This is a genomic window from Bhargavaea cecembensis (genome assembly GCF_001619585.1).
GTDB lineage: Bacteria > Bacillota > Bacilli > Bacillales_A > Planococcaceae > Bhargavaea > Bhargavaea cecembensis_A.
The window spans coordinates 528502-547897 of record NZ_LQNT01000001.1; the positions used below are offsets into that span (position 1 = coordinate 528502).

Annotated in this window: 17 protein-coding genes and 1 riboswitch; of the genes, 7 read left to right on the plus strand and 10 right to left on the minus strand. The window is 53.3% G+C overall.

The annotated features are described in order from the left end of the window. The first annotated feature begins 168 nt into the window (after window positions 1–168). Window positions 169–2172 carry a DNA topoisomerase IV subunit B gene (gene parE / locus AV656_RS02690; RefSeq protein ID WP_197462190.1) on the plus strand — a complete coding sequence of 668 codons (2004 nt, stop codon included), beginning with the start codon at window positions 169–171 and terminating at the stop codon, window positions 2170–2172. Further along, on the plus strand, window positions 2169–4619 hold the full coding sequence (gene parC, locus AV656_RS02695) for a DNA topoisomerase IV subunit A (RefSeq protein ID WP_063178549.1): 2451 nt from the start codon (window positions 2169–2171) through the stop codon (window positions 4617–4619). Before parE ends, parC begins: the two co-directional genes overlap by 4 nt. 271 nt (window positions 4620–4890) lie before the next feature. Here the strand turns inward: parC and dapB are convergent, their stop codons facing one another. From dapB to AV656_RS02725, 6 genes are all read right to left on the minus strand, one after another. Continuing rightward, window positions 4891–5628: a 4-hydroxy-tetrahydrodipicolinate reductase gene (dapB, locus tag AV656_RS02700; RefSeq protein WP_063178551.1), complete on the minus strand. Its 738-nt coding sequence runs from the start codon at window positions 5626–5628 to the stop codon at window positions 4891–4893. Window position 5629: 1 nt separating this feature from the next. Next, window positions 5630–6511: a 4-hydroxy-tetrahydrodipicolinate synthase gene (gene dapA, locus AV656_RS02705; RefSeq protein WP_063178553.1), complete on the minus strand. Its 882-nt coding sequence runs from the start codon at window positions 6509–6511 to the stop codon at window positions 5630–5632. 158 nt (window positions 6512–6669) lie between these two features. Next, window positions 6670–6848, minus strand: a riboswitch (Lysine riboswitch). 1245 nt (window positions 6849–8093) lie between these two features. Beyond that, window positions 8094–8510 carry a MarR family winged helix-turn-helix transcriptional regulator gene (locus tag AV656_RS02710; protein WP_063178555.1) on the minus strand — a complete coding sequence of 139 codons (417 nt, stop codon included), beginning with the start codon at window positions 8508–8510 and terminating at the stop codon, window positions 8094–8096. Window positions 8511–8593: 83 nt separating this feature from the next. After that, entirely contained in the window at window positions 8594–8998 is a 405-nt protein-coding gene (locus tag AV656_RS02715; protein ID WP_063178557.1) for a sporulation protein, read from the minus strand. Window position 8999: 1 nt separating this feature from the next. After that, window positions 9000–10211 (minus strand): AI-2E family transporter, encoded by a 1212-nt coding sequence (locus tag AV656_RS02720; RefSeq protein ID WP_063178559.1) that lies wholly within the window; start codon window positions 10209–10211, stop codon window positions 9000–9002. Between the two features lie 20 nt (window positions 10212–10231). Continuing rightward, complete coding sequence (locus tag AV656_RS02725; protein WP_063178561.1) at window positions 10232–11218, minus strand: LCP family protein; 987 nt, start codon at window positions 11216–11218, stop codon at window positions 10232–10234. A gap of 124 nt (window positions 11219–11342) precedes the next feature. Between AV656_RS02725 and msrA the strand changes: the two genes are divergently transcribed. From msrA to AV656_RS02740, 3 genes are all read left to right on the plus strand, one after another. Next, a complete protein-coding gene (msrA, locus tag AV656_RS02730; RefSeq protein ID WP_063178563.1) occupies window positions 11343–11876 on the plus strand; it encodes a peptide-methionine (S)-S-oxide reductase MsrA in 534 nt (177 codons plus the stop codon). Window positions 11877–12010: 134 nt separating this feature from the next. After that, a complete protein-coding gene (locus AV656_RS02735; RefSeq protein WP_082818575.1) occupies window positions 12011–12262 on the plus strand; it encodes a hypothetical protein in 252 nt (83 codons plus the stop codon). Between the two features lie 86 nt (window positions 12263–12348). Next, the gene (locus AV656_RS02740; RefSeq protein WP_063178565.1) at window positions 12349–13959 is read left to right on the plus strand and encodes an ABC-F family ATP-binding cassette domain-containing protein; all 1611 of its coding nucleotides are present in this window, start codon (window positions 12349–12351) and stop codon (window positions 13957–13959) included. A gap of 56 nt (window positions 13960–14015) precedes the next feature. Here the strand turns inward: AV656_RS02740 and AV656_RS02745 are convergent, their stop codons facing one another. The 3 genes from AV656_RS02745 to AV656_RS02755 form a co-directional block, all read right to left on the minus strand. Continuing rightward, entirely contained in the window at window positions 14016–14495 is a 480-nt protein-coding gene (locus tag AV656_RS02745) for a YkvA family protein (protein ID WP_063178567.1), read from the minus strand. A gap of 162 nt (window positions 14496–14657) precedes the next feature. After that, window positions 14658–14858, minus strand: a complete 201-nt coding sequence (locus AV656_RS02750; protein WP_008298364.1) for a cold-shock protein — start codon at window positions 14856–14858, stop codon at window positions 14658–14660. A gap of 205 nt (window positions 14859–15063) precedes the next feature. Then, window positions 15064–15366, minus strand: coding sequence for a DUF1033 family protein (locus AV656_RS02755; RefSeq protein WP_063178569.1), 303 nt, complete (start codon window positions 15364–15366; stop codon window positions 15064–15066). 217 nt (window positions 15367–15583) lie between these two features. Here AV656_RS02755 and AV656_RS02760 point away from each other — a divergent pair, with 217 nt between their 5' ends. Continuing rightward, a complete protein-coding gene (locus AV656_RS02760; protein WP_063178571.1) occupies window positions 15584–16300 on the plus strand; it encodes a 5-bromo-4-chloroindolyl phosphate hydrolysis family protein in 717 nt (238 codons plus the stop codon). After that, window positions 16275–17477 carry a toxic anion resistance protein gene (locus tag AV656_RS02765; RefSeq protein ID WP_063178573.1) on the plus strand — a complete coding sequence of 401 codons (1203 nt, stop codon included), beginning with the start codon at window positions 16275–16277 and terminating at the stop codon, window positions 17475–17477. Before AV656_RS02760 ends, AV656_RS02765 begins: the two co-directional genes overlap by 26 nt. Window positions 17478–17496: 19 nt before the next feature. Here AV656_RS02765 and AV656_RS02770 read toward each other — a convergent pair whose 3' ends face one another. After that, complete coding sequence (locus tag AV656_RS02770; protein ID WP_063178575.1) at window positions 17497–19395, minus strand: vWA domain-containing protein; 1899 nt, start codon at window positions 19393–19395, stop codon at window positions 17497–17499. Window position 19396: the final 1 nt, after the last annotated feature.

The following is a 19396-nucleotide window of genomic DNA, read 5'->3' on the forward strand; positions in this document are numbered from 1 at the left end:
TCAACAGGAACGCCGGCACAATGCCTTGTCTGCCGCAGGAAAAAGCGACAATCCCCGGGAAACATTGCAACGGCGGGCTTCTGTAGTCTACAATGAAGTGCGGGACTACCGACCCGGCAGTTGGACACATGCCGGCAAAACAATTACAATAGGAACATATACGAACAAATGTTTGATGGAGGAATCCTCTTGGCCAAAATAACTGAAACCATGAACTACAACGATGATTCGATCCAAGTGCTCGAGGGGCTCGAAGCGGTACGCAAGCGGCCGGGTATGTACATCGGCTCGACCGATTCGCGCGGACTTCATCACCTTGTCTATGAAATCGTTGACAACTCGGTCGATGAGGCATTGGCCGGATTCGGCGAGGAAATCAATGTCACCGTCCATAAAGACGGCAGCGTCAGCGTACGGGACCACGGACGGGGCATGCCGACGGGCACCCACAGTACGGGCAAGCCGACGACGGAGGTCATTTTGACTGTTCTTCATGCCGGCGGCAAGTTTGGACAGGGAGGATACAAGACAAGCGGCGGTCTCCACGGAGTCGGCGCATCTGTCGTGAACGCCCTGAGCGAATGGCTCGAGGTGACTGTCTTCAAGGACGGCAAAAAGTATCGTCAGCGGTTCGAGAGCGGGGGACATCCCGTCACGACACTGGAGGAGATCGGCAAGACACGGGAACAGGGCACGCTCATCCATTTCAAGCCTGATCCGTCCATTTTCTCTACGGTGAAGTACAACTATGAGATCCTGAGCGAACGGCTGCGGGAATCGGCTTTCCTGCTCAAAGGAATGAAAATCACCCTGTCCGACGAGGACAGCGGGCGGACAGAAGAATTTCTCTATAAATCCGGCATTATGGAATTTGTCGGATATTTAAATGAAGAAAAAGACACGATGCACGAAGTCGCCTATATCGAAGGGGAACAGGACGGCATTGAGCTTGAGTTCGCTTTCCAGTTCACAGACGGCTATTCGGAGACGATTCTTTCATTCGTCAACAATGTCAGGACAAAGGACGGCGGAACGCACGAGACGGGCGTCAAGACAGCGATGACACGCGTGTTCAATGAATATGCACGGAAAGCCGGACTGCTGAAGGAAAAAGACAAGAACCTGGACGGCGCGGATATCCGTGAAGGGATCTCCGCGATCATTTCGGTCCGGGTTCCGGAAGCGCTCCTTCAGTTCGAAGGGCAGACGAAAAGCAAGCTCGGCACCAGCCAGGCACGCGCCGCAGCCGACGCCGTCGTCTCCCAGAAGCTCATGTACTATCTGGAGGAGCATGCGGAGCTTTCCGCGACACTTGTCCGCAAGGGGATCCGTGCCCAGCAGGCACGCGAAGCTGCCAGGAAGGCCAGGGAAGATGCACGTTCAGGCAAGAAGCGGAAGCGCTCAGAAATGCTGCTTTCCGGCAAGCTGACGCCCGCACAGTCGAAAAACGCATCGAAAAACGAGCTATACCTGGTCGAGGGAGACTCTGCCGGCGGCTCGGCAAAACAGGGCCGGGACCGGACCTTCCAGGCGATTCTGCCGCTCCGCGGAAAGGTCATCAACACAGAAAAAGCGAAGCTTGAGGACATCATGAAAAATGAGGAGATCTCAACGATCATCCATACGATCGGAGGAGGCGTCGGCTCCGATTTCAGTGTCGAGGACATCGCCTACGATAAAATCATCATCATGACCGATGCCGACACTGACGGCGCCCACATCCAGGTGCTGCTCCTGACCTTCTTCTACCGCTACATGAAGCCGCTAATCGAAGCGGGCAAGATCTATATCGCACTTCCGCCGCTGTACAAGGTTTCAAAAGGAACCGGCAAAAAGGAGAAGATTGAATACGCCTGGACGGAAAAGGATCTTGATGATGCGATCCGGAAAGTCGGCAAAGGCTACATCCTCCAGCGCTACAAAGGTCTCGGTGAGATGAACGCCGACCAGCTCTGGGATACGACGATGAACCCCGAGACACGCACGCTGATCCGCGTCACGATCGAAGACGGCGCAAAGTCCGAACGGCGCGTGACAACGCTCATGGGCGACAAAGTCGAGCCGAGGAGAAAGTGGATCGAGGACAACGTCGATTTCGGAATGGAGGACGGCGCGACAATTCTCGAAAACGAATTCCTGACGGCCGAGACAGCTGAGGAGGAACAGGCATGACGGAAACGGCACAATACCAGGATCTCCCGCTTGAAGAGGTCATCGGCGACCGCTTCGGGCGGTACAGTAAATATATTATTCAGGACCGGGCATTGCCCGATGCGCGTGACGGACTGAAGCCGGTCCAGCGGCGCATCCTGTTCGCAATGATGGAAGAAAACAACACACACGAAAAACCTTTCCGGAAATCGGCGAAAACAGTCGGGAACGTCATCGGGAAGTATCACCCGCATGGCGATTCTTCCGTTTATGAGGCGATGGTCCGGATGAGTCAGGACTGGAAGCTCCGGCACCCGCTGATCGAGATGCACGGAAACAACGGTTCGGTCGATGGCGATCCGGCAGCGGCCATGCGATATACGGAGGCACGACTGTCCGCGATTGCCTCCGAAATGCTCCGGGACATCGGCAAGCGCACCGTCGACTTCATTCCGAACTATGACGACAATGAAAATGAGCCGACAGTTCTTCCGGCAATGCTTCCGAATCTGCTCATCAACGGATCGACGGGGATTTCCGCGGGTTATGCGACGGATATTCCGCCTCATGCCCTCCATGAAGTGATTGATGCGGTCCTCATGAGGATCGATAACCCGGCGGTGACAACTGATGAGCTGATGACCGTGCTCCAGGGGCCGGACTTCCCGACAGGCGGCATCATCCAGGGTGCAGAAGGCATCAAGAAGGCCTACGACACGGGTCGCGGCAAGATGATCGTCCGCTCGAAGACCGAGATTGAAAAGATCCGCGGAGGCAAGCAGCAGATCGTCATCACGGAAATCCCGTACGAAGTGAACAAGGCTCATCTGGTCAAGAAAATGGACGAGTTGCGCCTGGACCGGAAACTTGAAGGGATCTCGGAAGTCCGGGATGAATCCGACCGGACCGGCCTCCGTATCGTCGTCGAGCTGAAGAAAGACATCGACGGAGAGGCCATCCTTCAGTACCTGTTCAAGAACACGGACCTCCAGGTCAGCTACAGCTTCAACATGATCGCGATCGATGAGCGGCGCCCTAAGCTGATGTCGCTCGGTATGCTGCTGGATGCCTATATCGGACACCGGAAGGAAGTTGTCACGAAGCGTTCGGAATATGACCTGCTCCGTGCGAAGGACCGCCTGCACATCGTCGAAGGGCTCATGAAGGCCCTGTCGATCCTCGATGAGGTCATCCGCACGATCCGGGCATCCAGCGACAAGCGGGACGCAAAAAACAACCTGATTGAATCGTTCGAGTTCACGGAACCCCAGGCAGAAGCGATCGTCTCCCTCCAGCTCTACCGGCTGACGAACACCGATATCACGGAGCTGAAAAAGGAAGAGGAAGAGCTGAAGGCGCTCGTAAAGGAACTTACGGAAATCCTTGGTTCGGAGAAAAAACTTTTCCGGGTCATCAAGTCCGAGCTGAAGGATATCCGCAAGCGTTTTGCTGAGCCGCGCCGTTCTGTCATCGAGGCGAAGATCCAGGAAATCAAGGTCGACCTCGACATTCTGATCCCGAGTGAGGACGTCGTCGTTACGGTCACGAAGGACGGCTACGCCAAGCGCACCAGCCAGCGCTCCTACGGGGCATCAGGCGGCCGCGATCTCGAGATGAAAGAGACCGACCGGCTACTGTTCGGGGGCACGCTGAACACCCAGCAGACGCTCCTGGTCTTCACTTCTTCAGGCAACTACATCTCTCAGCCGGTTCATGAGCTGCCGGATATCCGCTGGAAGGATCTCGGCCAGCACATCTCGAGCATCATCCAATTGAACCCGGAGGAAGAGATTATCGCCGCTTTCGGGGTCGATTCGTTTGACCGGGGAGATGTTGACGTGGTCACGGTCACCAAGGGCGGCTTTGTTAAGCGCTCTGCACTCGCCGATTACCAGGTCAAGCGGCATAACCGGTCGTATAAGGCCGTTTCCCTCAAGAAGGGGGACATTCTGCAATCGGTGCATCTGGCCAAGGCCACTGACGAAGTGCTCCTTTTCACGCATCTTGCCTACGGGCTCCGCTTCCCGCTGGAGGAAGTCGCCCCGACAGGCGTCCGCACGGCGGGCGTCAAAGGCATTAACCTGAAAGATGGGGACTATGTCGTGTCCTCGGTTCTCCGTTCACCTGAAGACGACCGGTCACTGATTCTTGCGACGCATCGCGGCGCCGTCAAGCGGATGCCGATCACGGAGTACGAGCTCGGCTCGCGTGCGAAGCGGGGCCTCGTGTCACTAAAAGAGCTGAAAACCAACCCGCACCGTCTTGCAGGCGCCGTCCTTGCGGGCAAAGAAGACACCGTCATCCTGCGGACGGACAAAGAAGCGGAAGTGGCCATTCTGCCGCATTCCTACCGGATGGCCGACCGCTATTCAAACGGCAGTTTTGCCGTTGACCAGAAGGACGACGGCTATGTGACATCTGTTTATCTTGAAGTGGATATGAAAGCCAAAGAAAACGAACAGCCATAAACGGGAACACCCCCTGTCCGCACGCCATAAAGGCTGCAGGCAGGGGGTGTTCGTTTTCTGGAGCAAGGTGTGCCGGTTTCGTCATTCACGGGCTCAGTTTCGTCATTCATAGCATCGGTTTCTGCATTCGTGCCCGCAATATCGTCATTCGCCATTGCGGGACACTCCAATGACGAAATCAGATCAGACGTGCGAATGATGAAACCGCAGCAAAATGACTGTAAGAGCATAAGAAAAAGCGGAGGGGAAGCGCCCTCCGCTTTTATTCTTCTCAGGAATCGCCGATTCCGAGGTTATCGTAAGTATAATAGCCGTTTTCCTTATGGATCAGGCGCTCCGCGACATCAAGGGCGCCGGATGCGAAAATATCCTTGGACTGGGCGTGGTGTGCAATCGTGATCGTTTCATCGTGGCCGGCAAAAAGCACTTCATGGTCACCAGTGATCGTGCCGCCCCGCACCGAATGAATGCCGATTTCCTCGTCCGTCCGTGCGCCTTCAGACTCGTTCCGGTTGTGTTCCGGATGGACGTTCGGCCTGGCCGACGCGATGGCGTCATACAGCTTAATAAGGGTTCCGCTCGGCGCATCCACCTTCTTGCGGTGGTGGCGTTCAGTCATTTCAATATCGAAGGCAGGGAGGAGGGAGGTGGCATACCGGACAATCTCCGTCAGGATATGCACCCCGTAACTCATGTTCGCACTGAAGAAGATCGGCTGGCGGTCCGCCTTTTCCTTCATCTGTTCGATCAGGACTTCCTTTTCACCTGTGGTCGCAATCACCAGCGGGAGGCCGGTGTCCGCGGCAAGCAGGGCTTTCGTGAGGACAGGATGCGAGAAGTCGATGACCGCATCGGCTTCCGGCAGGCGTTCATCCGGTCGGAAAACGGGATAACCGTCCGCCGACTGGCCACGCAGCAGTAAAACACCCACGATTTCATGTCCCCGTTCCTTGGCAAGGGCAGCGACGCGTTTGTTCGACGCGCCGTACCCGCAAAGCAGCAATCTCATGTCAAACCTCCATCATCATTGATTCAAACTGCCGGATCAGGCGGCCTTGTTCCTCCTCTTCCAGCGGCAGGAGGGGGAGGCGTACTTCGTAGTCACCGAAGCCGAGGTGCGATGTGAGCACCTTGATCGGAATCGGATTCACATCAACAGACAGCGCACTGATCAGCGGCGTCAGGCGGTAGTGAAGCTCCTGTGCCCGTGTCAGATCCGTGAAGATCTGTTCGTACATCTCCTGGAACTGGGCAGGCACCGCGTTGGCCACGACCGAGATGACCCCCTGGCCGCCGAGGGAAGTGAACGGAAGCGCCGTATCGTCATTTCCGCTGTAAAGCGCGAACGACGGATCTGTCACGAGGCGTACCTGGGACATATAGTTGAGGTCGCCGGTCGCATCTTTCAGGCCGACGATATACGGATGGCGGCTCAGCTCCAGCACTGTTTCAGGCGTGATCGTCATACCTGTGCGGGAAGGGACATTATAGAGGAGGGCAGGGAGCTCCGCTGCGTTCACGATCGCCTCGAAATGGCGGATCAGGCCGCGCTGGCTCGTCTTGTTGTAATACGGGGTGATCAGCATGAGGCCGTCCGCGCCGATCTCCTTGGCTTCACGGGAAGCACGGATCGACTCGGCGGTCGAGTTCGAACCCGTTCCCGCAATCACCGGCACACGGCCTGCTGCCGTTTCAACCGCAATCTCAAGAAGGCGGCTGCTCTCTTCGGCGGTGAGCGTCGACCCTTCTCCTGTTGTGCCGTTGATGACGAGCGCCTGGATATTGTTTTCAATCAGGAACTCCAGGTGGCGGCGGAAGCTGTTGTAATCGACTTCCTGGTTCGTGAACGGGGTGGTGACTGCTGCAGCTACTCCTGTAAATAGATGTGTCATATAAAATCCCTCTTTCTATCCATAATGTATTCCGGTTTCCCGGTTTCCGGCACAAACGCCCGGACAATGGATGAAATGTCCCATGCATCGGCATAAATAAAAGCCGGAAACGGTAGGTTTCCGGCTTGTGATAGTCGTCGATGCACGACCCTGAGGTCACAAGTGGAAGCACTCCATTATTACGAGAATAATGACAGCCTGCATATTGTTCATATGCAGTCCAACGGGGAACAGCCTGCAAACCGGACCCCGTTTCGGCAAAACTCCCTTTCCACCCGCTACCGGTCTGCAGCCGTTGCAGCGGGGTACTCATGAGCTTTGCTCCTCATCCATTGATATTAAATTTTGTTAATTTGAATCTTGTGTACTACGTTAACATGAAGAAGCAAAGAATGCAAAGGGTTTTGTACAAATCATGGCAAAAGGGATCAATGAACATGACTTGTGAGACGGAAAACAGCTGTGAAAACCGTGAAAATGAAGCACCCGGACGGAAACCTGGTGGATCGGCAATTAGGCTTATTCAGCAAAGAAAAAGGATGAATCGACTACGGAATGCGTCTCAATACAAATGAGACGGGACTGCAGGCAAACAAACCGGATTGAGATGAAGCGACAGGTCTGATCTGTGAATCCTAGTGAATTTATCCATGACATCAGAATCTGTCCGCATGTTATATAAAGTACATACACCAGCAAGCCAGATAGCTGAAGACGGTTCCAGGTCCAAAATTTCCGTTTCATCTCACTGTCTTGAGTATACTACTTAATGAAACGTAACTTCCGAAAATAGAAATTATGTAAACTAAAAATAAGAGAAGCCACTTACGTCCAGGATCCGCCTCTCCCATCCTATACGTCCAGCCATAACCATGCCAACAACATAAACATTTAAAGAATGATCCTGCTGACCTCGTCTCTTTTGTTGGTCGCAATGTTCATCAACCCGGCAGCTTGCTTGGACATACAGTTTTAAGGTGTTCAGATCCTGAACCTCAAAATGCTCCGTTAGCTGTTTCGATTTTACAGGACTCCATATACATTGGACTCAAATTCTACCTTACAGGATTTCAACTGTGCATCGTTCACGGCTCACGTCACGTGTCCGGTTTCATGAAGTGATCCGCTTGGACGTAATCCGTCCCTTGACCAGTTCGTTTTGGCTGCGCCTTTTATTACGGTATGTAGCCGAGCCGATTGTACATAAGCCTTTTGCGGCTGGTCAACTTAAGATTCATCAGACCCAAACACCACGGATCTTTGCCGTGTTGTTTTTAATGATTTCACGATCGCTGAACCCGGCCCGACTGTGTTACATGGTGTGTATCATTGCTTCATCAATTTCTGTTTCGTATAATCTGCCGTATAATAGATGCATATTAAAAGTAATGTATCCACAGACCGATCAATCGTTGTTTGTAACTTGATTGCAAAATGAAATTAAATATATCCATTTCTGCAAATGTTACGCTTGCATTCTGCAATTAAATGGATGGTTCTTAGGCATATCAAGGGGTTCGACCCATTACTTTCTTATTGCAATGATTGAACTTGCATTTTGCATCTATTCGTCAGGCGGGAATCATTCCTCATTCCCGCCAAGAATTCGTTGCAATTGACTCAGTGAACGCACAATGATTTCTTGTTCAAATTCACCCATTGATGCAAGGGCCTCATTCATCTGTTTCTGTATTTCGTCATCGATCTGTTGCACCTTTTTGCTGCCTTTGTCAGTCAGCGAAAGAATCTGAATCCTGCGGTCTCCGGGATATGGTCTCCGTTTGACATATCCGCCGTTCACGAGCGTCTGGACCTGACGGGAAAAGGTCGTGATGTCCATGCTGAGCCCCCTGGCCGTCTCCTGCATTGACGGCTCATTTCTTGACTGGATCTCGTGCATAATCGTACTTTGCTGCACAGAAACGTCGGTACAGGCCTCTTTGTGGATCTTGTTCAGTTCCCCGTTCAGTGAATGGAATGTTGCCAGCATTTGTTCCATGACCATCCCCCTCCCCTTTAAATTAATTGTAAATTAAAAAAACGGAATGCGCATCCGAATCGGTTGCACATCCCGCAAAAGGGTCAGGCGTATTGGATTTCATCTTCATCATAGGCATCGACTCCATTGTCGATGTGAACGGTCGTCTTCAGCAACAGCTTTTCGTTGTCTTTATTGATCAGCCAGCGGTCATCCGGCACGATTTCAAAAGGAATCATCCGGGTTTCCTTCGACTTGGAATCACCGATCAGCTCAATTGAGTGTTTCGTGATTGTCCGGTCCACATCCTCAAAATCGCTCATGGCATCTTCACGATGGATCCGGACCAATACTTCCAGCGTGATATGGTCGATTATCTGATCTGCTTCGCCGCCATCGATATAAACGGTCCCGTTCAGTATCTCCCCTTCTTCCAGCATCTGATTGTCCACGACCGTATCGACTTCAAGTCCTCCGATGCCGATTTTGGATAGGAATGATTTCAGCATGTCACTCGCTCCCCGTTTTTTCGATAATCTTCCTGCTGTCCGTTTCATACCTCATATTTGGATTGCCTTCATGTTCATCGTATCGCTTTTTAAACAGTTTGAACAGGTGGGACACAATGACCTTCAGGAGGGCATAACCCGGTATCCCGAGGATGACTCCCGGCACCCCGAACAGTGAACCGGCGGTGAGGAGTACGAAAATGATGGTGATCGGATGAATATGCAGTGTTTTACCCATAACCTGGGGCGAGATAAACTTCCCTTCCACCAGCTGGACAATCGTCCAAACAGCCGCGAGCTTCAGGATCATAAATGGTGACGTGACCAGTGCGATGATCAGTGCCGGCGTGATGGCAATTACAGGCCCCAAATACGGGACGACGCTCGTCACCGCAGCCAATGCGCCGAGCGCCAGCGCATAGTCCATGCCGATAATCACGAATCCGATATAAATCAGCAGGCCGATACAAAATGATACGATCAGCTGTCCCTGGATATAGTTGCTGAGCTGCTGATCGGCATCATGCAAGATTTCTTTGGCATCCCGTCTCATCCGTGGCGGCATGAGCTTCAGGATATAGTCCGGAAGCCGGTCCCCGTCCTTCAGCAAATAAAACAGGATAAACGGAACCGTGACAATTGAGATGATGATTCCGGTCAGAGTTGAGATGAAATTCGTCACACCGGAAGCGATACCGCCCGCCGTGTCCCGGAAAAATCCTGCGATGTCTTCAAATACCGAATCAATCAGCAGGTTCAGGTTCACATCAAGCTCATTATAGTAGGAAGCAAACAGCGACGTGCTCAGGTAGGCATCAATGTTCAAGATAAGCTGCCTGAAGTATTCCGGGAACTCCCGGACCAGGTTGATCACCTGTGTTTTCAGAAACGGATAGATCAGGAATACAATCAGCGAGATGAGCCCGATTCCGCCGACGTAAATAATGAGAATCCCCCAGACCCGGGGGATTCTCGCCCGCTCCAGGAGCCGGAGGACCGGCCGGAGCAGGTAAAACAGAACGGCTGCGAGCACAACAGGCAGCACGACGTTCTGGATCAGCACTTTAACAGGCGTGAATACAAATTGGATCTGGTTGAACACCAGGATAATCAGTCCGGCCAAAAGGATGATCCCCAGGACGAACAGCGTCGTGCGCCCGCCCAGAAAACGGATCACCCGGCTTTGGCCGGGATTCCCCTTTTCTTCTTTCATCGGCTTCCCCCATTCTCTATTTATGGCATAAGCCGTGCAGATGCGCCCTTCATGACCTCGGGTGTCCCGAGGAATTCGGCCAGCGCTTCCCGGTTGGCAGGGACGTCAATTTCAATTACTGAACCAACATTTGGATACGTGTTGAACTGATAAGTCCCTTTTACCGGTATGGTCATGCGTTCGATTTCCACGCCGCCGGTAACAGCGGCTCTAAGCACTTTTCTCAGACCAGCAATACCGTTGACATCCGTTTCTACATAACCTGTGGCCGCGCCAGCAAGTTTCGGTAAGCGTGGAATTGTGCCTGGAGACAGAATTTCATCCTTTAATGCAGATATCACTTTTTGCTGGCGTTCCACACGACCGAAGTCTCCTTCACTGTCTGCCCGGAATCGGGCATAGCCGAGCAGTTCCTTTCCGTTAAGGTCATGCGTACCCTTAGTGAGACTCACACCGATTCTCTCTGACATCGGCTTTTCCACGTCGATACGGACACCATTAGGGGCGGCAATGTCAATCAGTTTTTCAAAGTTGTCGAAGTCCGTCACGGCGTAATGATGGATTGGGACACCGAACATACCGGTTATCGTGTCCTTAGCTAACTGTGCTTCTCCAAGGTAATATGCAGTATTGAGCTTGTACGACTGGTAACCTGGGATATCCGCATAGATGTCCCTCATGAAAGAAACTAGCCTGACTTTGTTATTCTCCTTGTCAAGAGATGCCAGGATCATCGTGTCGGACCGAGATCGTTCTGACCCGTCGTCATCAATTCCGAGAAGCAGATAATTCTCGATATACGGGTATTGCGGATCAATCGGATCGCCGCTGAATGGCCCGGAATCGGGCTTTTCGCCGGTAGCGAGCTCGCGCCCCTGATTATATTGCCATACGGAGTACAGGCCGACAGCGATCGCCAAAACGACCAAGAGAGCGAACAGCGTCCGAAAAGGACGCAGCCTGCGGCGACGCTTCTTGCCCCTCCTTGTATGCCGTGTTTCCATCATAATTCCTCCAAACTCTTATTCGTGAATAGGACGCCGCTTCCCTCCCGGGGGTTGCACCTTGCCGCCTGTATGGCCGGGTGCTACAATACATCCGGGCAATATCATAGGAAGAGAAGGTGCTGCAATGGCAGGACAAAAGACCGAAAAGGCGATCTTCGCCGGCGGATGTTTCTGGTGCATGGTCAAGCCGTTCAAAGAATGGGACGGCATATCAGACCTCGTATCCGGCTATACCGGAGGAACGCTCGAGAACCCGACTTATGAAGACGTCAAACGTGGCGATACAGGCCATTACGAAGCGGTTGAAATTGAATTCGATCCGGAAGTATTTCCTTATGAGGAATTGCTGGATGTCTACTGGCAGCAAATCGACCCGACCGATGACGGGGGCCAGTTCCATGACCGCGGAGACTCCTACCGGACGGCGATTTTCTATACGACTGACGAACAGCGCGAGGCTGCCCTGCGTTCACGGGACGCCCTTGAGAAAAGCGGCCGCTTCGGCAAACCGATCGTTACGGAAATCCTTCCGGCCTCTACTTTCTACCCGGCCGAAGACTATCACCAGGACTATTATCTCAAAGAACGCGAACATTATGAACAGGACCGCACCAAATCAGGACGGGACGAATTCATCAGGTCCCATTGGGGACAGTAAGCATCCGCACCGGCGGATGCTTTTTTATCTTTCCTTACCCGTTTTCACAATGATACCCATCTTTCACTCCTATTCTTGAGCGCACCCGAACTTGCGTTCTCAAACATCACCGGTTAATATTGGGAATGTAGGTGATGAATATGAAACTCGTGCAGTGGGCATATGCCCGCAAATATCAGATCAGGGCTGTATATGATGACTTTCCGGAGACGGTATTTTTGTTCAGGCGCATCGGTGATTTCTATTTCCTTTTTTCCTGCAGCGGCGGTGAATTTACCCGTCTGCCGGAGCGGGACGACTATAACCGGATGGAGGAGCTCATCAACGAAGAGCTCGGCACACTGGAGCATTATCTGAACCGCCGGAGCAACCGGGGTGCCTCATAGGCCGCCTGTTCTTCTCCGTGCCTCCGGTTACAGTTCGGCACGTCTTTATGGTATAATCGGAGCATTGTGAACAAGGAGGAGAATGCATGATTCAGGTCAGCAACGTCAGTCTTCGCTTCGGCGACCGCAAGCTGTTCGAAGACGTCAATATAAAATTCAACCCGGGGAACTGCTACGGACTGATTGGTGCGAACGGCGCCGGCAAATCCACTTTCCTCAAGATTCTTTCCGGTGAGCTGGAGCCGCAGACAGGAAACGTATCGATGGGTCCCGACGAGCGTCTCGCCGTCCTGAAGCAGGACCACTTCCAGTACGAGGAGAACGAAGTGCTCGAGACGGTCATCATGGGCCACAAACGCCTGTTTGACGTCATGACGGAGAAGAACGCCATCTATATGAAGGAAGACTTCTCTGACGAAGACGGAATGCGTGCCGCCGAGCTTGAAGGCGAGTTCGCTGAAATGAACGGCTGGGAAGCGGAAACCGACGCATCGATCCTCTTGCAGGGTCTCGGCATCCCCGAATCGATGCATCACGTCAAGATGAAGGAACTGAGCGGTTCAGACAAAGTGAAGGTCCTCCTCGCACAGGCCCTCTTCGGCAAGCCCGATGTCCTGCTGCTTGACGAGCCGACCAACCACCTTGACCTGAAGGCGATCCAGTGGCTGGAGGAGTTTCTCATCAACTTTGAGAACACCGTCATCGTCGTCTCCCACGACCGCCACTTCCTGAACAAAGTATGTACGCACATTGCGGACCTCGATTTCAGCAAGATCCAGGTCTATGTCGGCAACTACGACTTCTGGTACGAGTCCAGCCAGCTGGCAGCCAGAATGGCGGCCGAGCAAAACAAGAAGAAAGAAGAAAAGGTCAAGGAACTCCAGGCATTCATCGCACGCTTCAGTGCGAACGCCTCGAAATCCAAGCAGGCCACTTCCAGGAAGAAAATGCTCGACAAAATCGAGCTGGACGACATCAAACCGTCTTCGCGGCGGTATCCGTATGTCAACTTCCAGATCGGCCGGGAGATCGGCAATGACGTTCTCCAGGTGAAGGACCTCACGATCACGGAGGAGAACCAGACCTACGTGAAAGATATCAACTTCACGATGAACAAGGACGACAAGATCATCCTCCTCGGGAACCCGCTTGCAAAATCTGCACTTCTGGATGTGCTTGCCGAGGAACGGGAGCCGGACGCGGGCTCATTCAAATGGGGCGTAACGACTTCCCAGGCATACTTCCCGCAGGACAACAGTGAATTCTTTGAAGGCACGAACCAGCCGACACTTGTCGACTGGCTCCGCCAGTACTCACCTGAAGACCAGACGGAAACGTTCCTGCGCGGCTTCCTCGGACGGATGCTGTTCTCCGGCGAAGAAGTGAAGAAAAAGCCGTCAGTCCTTTCCGGAGGCGAAAAAGTCCGCTGCATGCTCTCGAAGATGATGCTGACGAACGCAAACGTCCTTCTCTTGGATGAGCCGACGAACCACCTTGACCTCGAATCGATCCAGGCTTTGAACAATGGCCTGATCGCCTTCAAGGGCGCGATGATCTTCACTTCTCATGACCACCAGTTCATCCAGACGATCGCGAACCGCGTCATCGAAATCATGGATGACGGAACGATCCTCGATAAGCAGCTCACATATGATGAATACCTGGAATGGCGTGACGCACAGGGTGTCGCAAACTGATTCCAAGACAAAGGAGACGGCTTCTGCCGTCTCCTTTTTTGATGTCCGCCGTCGTCTCATCGCTTGCGGATAAACCGGCGTGCAAGCGTACCCGCAGGAAGCTTGCGCACCACTTTGCCGCCTTTGGCACTGATGCGCTCAAGCGCGCGGAGAAGCTTCACATTCCCCGTCCAGTGCTCTTCCAGCACCTCTTCTCCGGCGGATGCGACGAGTGTGTTGATAATGAATGCGGCAACCGCCACATCATCGAGATATCCTCCCGGCCCGAGGATGCCTTCAGGCAGGAAGTCGATCGGCGAGATAAAGTACAAAATCCCGCTTGCGACAAGCAGCTTGCTTTTCCTGTCGATCCGGCTGTCAGTCATCGACTTCATAAGAAGATGGAACATGTCCGGCGCAAACAGGATGATATCAGCAAACCGCCCGCGTTTTCCGGGCTTGTCCCCGAGCCATGAGGCCAACTTGCCCCTGAGCCGCTCATAAAAGTCCTGCTGCTCCTCTCCGGAAGGCAGCGGGCGCTTCAGTTCGGAATCCATTCGATCACGTCCCTTCCCCGTCCTATACCAAAATTACCTTGAAATGAAACGTACGTGCAAGAAAAACAACACCATACGCAAAAGAGCGGCTCCAGCCCGTGAGCAGACTCATAAAAAAGAGGCATCCGGAATATCCGGATGCCTCCCATATGAATCCGCCGATCAGAGTTTGACGACGTTTGCAGCCTGTGGTCCGCGGTTGCCTTCGACAACTTCGAACTCAACTTGCTGGCCTTCGTCAAGCGTCTTGAAGCCTTCGCCCTGGATGGCGGAGAAGTGTACGAATACGTCGTCCTCGCCTTCAACTTCGATGAAGCCGAATCCCTTTTCCGCGTTGAACCATTTCACTGTACCTTGTTTCATGTTGATTTTACCCCCAACTTAAAAGAAATAATTTTAATATGGAACTTTTTTGGAGGAACAAAAAAATTCACATATTATAAAAAGTACCGACCTGAACCCGATCACTTTTTATAATAGGTGAATCCGTGTTTCCAGTCCTCGTGTTCAATTAATGCCATTATACCATCTTCAGGAAGCGTGTCAACGATGATGGTCCGAATATTTTTTATTTTTTTGACAACGGATGAGGCTTCCCGTCCTTCATGAAAATGAGACCGTGATAAAGCTGCAGGTCCTCCGCGCAATCTTCGCAGTAGCAGACTTCTTTCACATTCCAGAACGCCCAGAATTTGCCGTCTTTTTCCGCCTCGTACTCACACTCCTGCCGGAACCGGGTGATCAGCTCGGACAGGCCCGTCTGTGCAGTTTCCTCGCAGTCGAAAACCTTCCGATCCTGGATATATTCTTCCCAGCCCTCAAATTGCCACCATGGTTCATAGTCTGCCCTCATATAGATGATTTCAAACATATCTGATCAACCTTCTTTATCAATGTATTGCTGACTTCAGTCCCATTGTAGCAAATGAGCATCCGTTCGCCACACGTTACGCTCAGAGACAGGCGATTCGGGTGTCTCCCCGCCGGGTATGCGATATAATGGAGACAGGCCGCGCCGGAAACAAAATGAAACTTTCCGGCCGATCCGGACGTAAAAATAGTTAGATTCCTTTAGGAGGTCCGGCCAGATGAATACATTCCAGCAATTTTTGACCCGGCATGCGATCATGCTGCCGGTCAGCTTCGGATCCTGGCTCTATTTCCTGTTGGGTGCCGGCATGGGGTTCATTCCAGCCACCGGCCTGCTCATCGCGATTTATCTTGCGGGCGATTTCTCGATCAGGCAGGTACAGATCGGCTCAACGGTGAAACAGCTCGGCATGACCCGGTCCGAATATAAGCATATCGTCAGCCAGCTGGATCAGGCAAAGTCCAAGCTCCGCCAGCTGAACGGCCATTACGGCAGCATTCGTTCCGTCCAGGCTTTCCGCCAGCTGAACGACCTGAACAAGCTGTCAAAGCGGATCATCGGGATCGTCCAGCAGAACCCGCGGAAGTTCTACAATGTCGAGAAGTTCTTCTACGCACATCTTGACTCTGCGGTTGAGCTGTCTTCCAAGTATGCGCTGCTGGCGAACCAGCCGACAAAGGACGATGAAATGAAGCAGGCACTTGAAGATACCCGCGAAACCCTGAAAGACTTGAATGTTGAGATCCGCAAGGACGTAAAACGCGCGCTTGCCACCGACCTGGAAACCTTGAGGTTCGAACTGGACTATGCGGAAGTCCTGACGGGTAAGGAGAAAAAGCAGCTTAAACTGCAGGAGCGCAAACAGCTGGAACAGCCTGAGCAAGTGCAGCTGAAAGGAGACGACACTGATGACAGAACACAAACCCGCCCGTGAAATGGCAGACATGACGATGGACGATCTTCTCGACAATCCGTTTGACCTGAAGCCCCAATCCGCTCTTCTTCCTGACGAGATGGCGAACCAGGCACCCGCAAAGCCGGGCGTCAAGCTCATGGAGCGCCTCAGCGAAGAAGAACAGCAAAAGGCGCGGGATCTCGCCAAGCAGATCCCGGCAGGCAATTACGAGGCAATTATCACCTACGGGGCGAATGCACAAAACCAGCTGTCGACGTTCTCCCATAAAATGCTCGACCATGTCCAGGCCAAGGACATCGGGCCGGTCGGCGATGTCCTGAAAGACCTGATGGGCAAACTGAACGAGATTGATCCCGAAGATCTGTCGGCGGAGAAAAAGACCGGCATCCGCAAATGGTTCGGACGGGTACAAAAATCCGTTCAGGAACTCATGACGAAATACCAGAAGCTGAGTACCCAGATTGACCGCATCGGCGTCCAGCTGGAGCATGCCAAACGCGGACTCATTGAAGACGTTCAGATGCTCGACCAGCTATATGACCAGAACAAGGCCTACTTCCAGGCGCTGAATGTTTATATCGCAGCCGCAGAACTCAAACGGGACGAAATCGTTAATGAAGTCATTCCGGCGATGAGGAAAAAAGCCGAAGAGACAAATGATCAGATGGCGTTCCAGGAAGTGAACGACATGGCACAGTTCGTCGACCGGCTCGAAAAGCGGATCTACGATCTGCAGCTTTCCCGCCAGATCACCATCCAGAGTGCACCGCAGATCCGCATGATTCAGCAAACGAACCAGACGCTGGCCGAAAAAATCCAGTCATCGATCATGACTTCGATTCCTCTGTGGAAAAACCAGATTGCCATCGCACTGACCCTCAACCGGCAGCGCAAAGCAGTGGAATCCCAGCGTGCGGTCACCAAGACGACAAACGACCTTCTCCTCCGCAACTCCGAAATGCTCAAAATGAACAGCATCGAAACGGCCAAGGAAAACGAGCGCGGTATTGTTGAAGTCGACACACTGAAAAAGACTCAGGAAAACCTGATCTCCACCATCGAGGAGACACTCGCAATCCAGGCGGACGGACGTGCAAAGCGGAAAGCCGCGGAAATCGAGATTGCCCGAATGGAAGAAGAGCTCAAGCAGCGATTGATCGCAGTCGCGAATAAAACGGAAAACCGTCCTCAGTGAGGACGGTTTTTTTGTTATCCTACATATTCCCTGAAGCAAGGACGAGCAGTTTCCGGAGAATCCGCAGAGTCTCGTCAGAAAAGCGGTCGATCGAATCCGCCGAGACCGATCGGCTGCCGAACATCATCCTGAACAGTTCCTGCTGCCGCGCGGTTGCCGGCGCCGATGAAAGGAACAGATGGATGACTGTGATCCCCTGCTTTTCCGCCTCCCTGACGGCTTCCGCCGTATCGACGATCCCATTCTGGCCATAGCCGAACGCCGAAGGCTCCCCGTCCGAGAACACCAGAAGAAACCGATGCGCCTCGGGACGCTGAAGGAGTCTTGAGGACATCCAGCGGACGGCGAAGCCATCCCTGTTATCGTCCCCTGCCTCAAGGGACAGAATCCTTCCCCCGTTATCCTTCCCGTCATCCCGGAACCGGTGAAGCCAATGGAAGGTATTCGGCTGGCGTGTTTTCGTGGCTGCAGCCGAATCTTCCTGGTAAACCGCAATGCCATGCGCAGTATCCAGCGAGCGGAGAATGTCGTGGAACAGGAGGACTGCTTTTTTCGTCTCATCCAGTTTGTCCGCCATAGATCCCGACCCGTCCACCAGGAGTCCGAAGACCGCATCCAATCGCTTGGACGGGCTCTGCTTTCTGTAGAACGGACGCGGACGCTCATTAAGCAGGACAGAGACCGGATTTTTGGACAGACGCCCCTTCGGCAGCCCCTCTCTACGTTCTTCTTTCTTTCTTTCGATCCTCTTTTGCATCTCTTTGACGATTGCCCGTACATGCGGAACGGATTCCTCACGCCATCTGAGAATTCGTTCACGTGCCTCAGCGCTATGATCGGCTTCGGCAAGCAGTTCCCGGTAAACGACGGATTCATTTGCCGTGCCGAACCCTTCCGCTTTCGTCCAGGCACCTGGATCGGCAGTTGACGCTTCGCTTCCCGCCTCATGCGCAACCCCTGTCCGCTCGTCTGCAGATGACTGCCCGCGGCCGGTCGATGTCGCGTCTGCCCCTTCACGGCCTTCCCTGGCACCCGTGCCGTCGCCTTCCCCAATACGTCCGTGTTCAAGCTCATAGTTCAGGTGCATGCCTTTTTCCGAACGGTTGGCGGCATGCCAGGTCGAGAACAATTCCCCGACAGACTCCTTCTCGCCCGCTTCGCCTTTTTCACGGTCCTCGGTTCCCTTATGATAATGAAAGTCAGGCTTCGGACCGTTCAGGCCGTCACCCACCGCATAATAGGAATGCCGCAGATCTTCTTTCAGGCGGCCATACAGCAATGGAGCCATTCGCTCAGCCACACGGACCGAGTCCGCCGTCGATCGGGCATCGAACACGCCAAAGAGTACCGGATCGACAAGACCGGACAGTTCCTCTTCGTGTGAAACAAAATCATCCGGAATGCCGTGAATGACCGCATACAGGTGATTAAATAACGCGTCCGCCCGGAATCCACGGCTGAGATTGACCGGCTGCTGGCCCGTATGAAACTCACCGTACAGCCGCCTCCTGAGTGCAAAGGCCGGTTCCGTCCCGGGCCGTTCGGCAATGACCGCGTCTGTGATGCGGAGCTCTTCGAACAGCAGGACGGCCGCACGAAGGAATTCACGGAGCGGATGGTCCTCTGTTGCAGAACGGTATTCCCGCCAGACGGCAAGGTCGAACCGGGACCAGAAACCGGCCGCCAGCAGATAAAGATCGGACAGCCGGCCCTGTTCGGTCACTTCCGGATCCCTGTGCCGCCAAAAGACACTCATGGCCAGCTCATTGGACACGGGATGGAATTCAATATGCTGCCTCTCGGTCAGACCGAGGTCAGCCATGCCGGTGAGCGCGCGTGCAAGGCGCTCGAGCCTGAGCCTCTCCCCTGCGTCAATCAGTTCGTCGTTAAAGTCGATAAACCGGTTAATCGATGTCATC

What these genes read in the sequence shown, in the direction of transcription:
- parE (WP_197462190.1), top strand. Translation starts at nt 169, where the DNA reads ATGTTTGATGGAGGAATCCTCTTGGCCAAAATAACTGAAACCATGAAC.
- parC (WP_063178549.1), top strand. Translation starts at nt 2,169, where the DNA reads ATGACGGAAACGGCACAATACCAGGATCTCCCGCTTGAAGAGGTCATC.
- dapB (WP_063178551.1), bottom strand. Translation starts at nt 5,628, where the DNA reads ATGAGATTGCTGCTTTGCGGGTACGGCGCGTCGAACAAACGCGTCGCT.
- dapA (WP_063178553.1), bottom strand. Translation starts at nt 6,511, where the DNA reads ATGACACATCTATTTACAGGAGTAGCTGCAGCAGTCACCACCCCGTTC.
- AV656_RS02710 (WP_063178555.1), bottom strand. Translation starts at nt 8,510, where the DNA reads ATGGAACAAATGCTGGCAACATTCCATTCACTGAACGGGGAACTGAAC.
- AV656_RS02715 (WP_063178557.1), bottom strand. Translation starts at nt 8,998, where the DNA reads ATGCTGAAATCATTCCTATCCAAAATCGGCATCGGAGGACTTGAAGTC.
- AV656_RS02720 (WP_063178559.1), bottom strand. Translation starts at nt 10,211, where the DNA reads ATGAAAGAAGAAAAGGGGAATCCCGGCCAAAGCCGGGTGATCCGTTTT.
- AV656_RS02725 (WP_063178561.1), bottom strand. Translation starts at nt 11,218, where the DNA reads ATGATGGAAACACGGCATACAAGGAGGGGCAAGAAGCGTCGCCGCAGG.
- msrA (WP_063178563.1), top strand. Translation starts at nt 11,343, where the DNA reads ATGGCAGGACAAAAGACCGAAAAGGCGATCTTCGCCGGCGGATGTTTC.
- AV656_RS02735 (WP_082818575.1), top strand. Translation starts at nt 12,011, where the DNA reads ATGAATATGAAACTCGTGCAGTGGGCATATGCCCGCAAATATCAGATC.
- AV656_RS02740 (WP_063178565.1), top strand. Translation starts at nt 12,349, where the DNA reads ATGATTCAGGTCAGCAACGTCAGTCTTCGCTTCGGCGACCGCAAGCTG.
- AV656_RS02745 (WP_063178567.1), bottom strand. Translation starts at nt 14,495, where the DNA reads ATGGATTCCGAACTGAAGCGCCCGCTGCCTTCCGGAGAGGAGCAGCAG.
- AV656_RS02750 (WP_008298364.1), bottom strand. Translation starts at nt 14,858, where the DNA reads ATGAAACAAGGTACAGTGAAATGGTTCAACGCGGAAAAGGGATTCGGC.
- AV656_RS02755 (WP_063178569.1), bottom strand. Translation starts at nt 15,366, where the DNA reads ATGTTTGAAATCATCTATATGAGGGCAGACTATGAACCATGGTGGCAA.
- AV656_RS02760 (WP_063178571.1), top strand. Translation starts at nt 15,584, where the DNA reads ATGAATACATTCCAGCAATTTTTGACCCGGCATGCGATCATGCTGCCG.
- AV656_RS02765 (WP_063178573.1), top strand. Translation starts at nt 16,275, where the DNA reads ATGACAGAACACAAACCCGCCCGTGAAATGGCAGACATGACGATGGAC.
- AV656_RS02770 (WP_063178575.1), bottom strand. Translation starts at nt 19,395, where the DNA reads ATGACATCGATTAACCGGTTTATCGACTTTAACGACGAACTGATTGAC.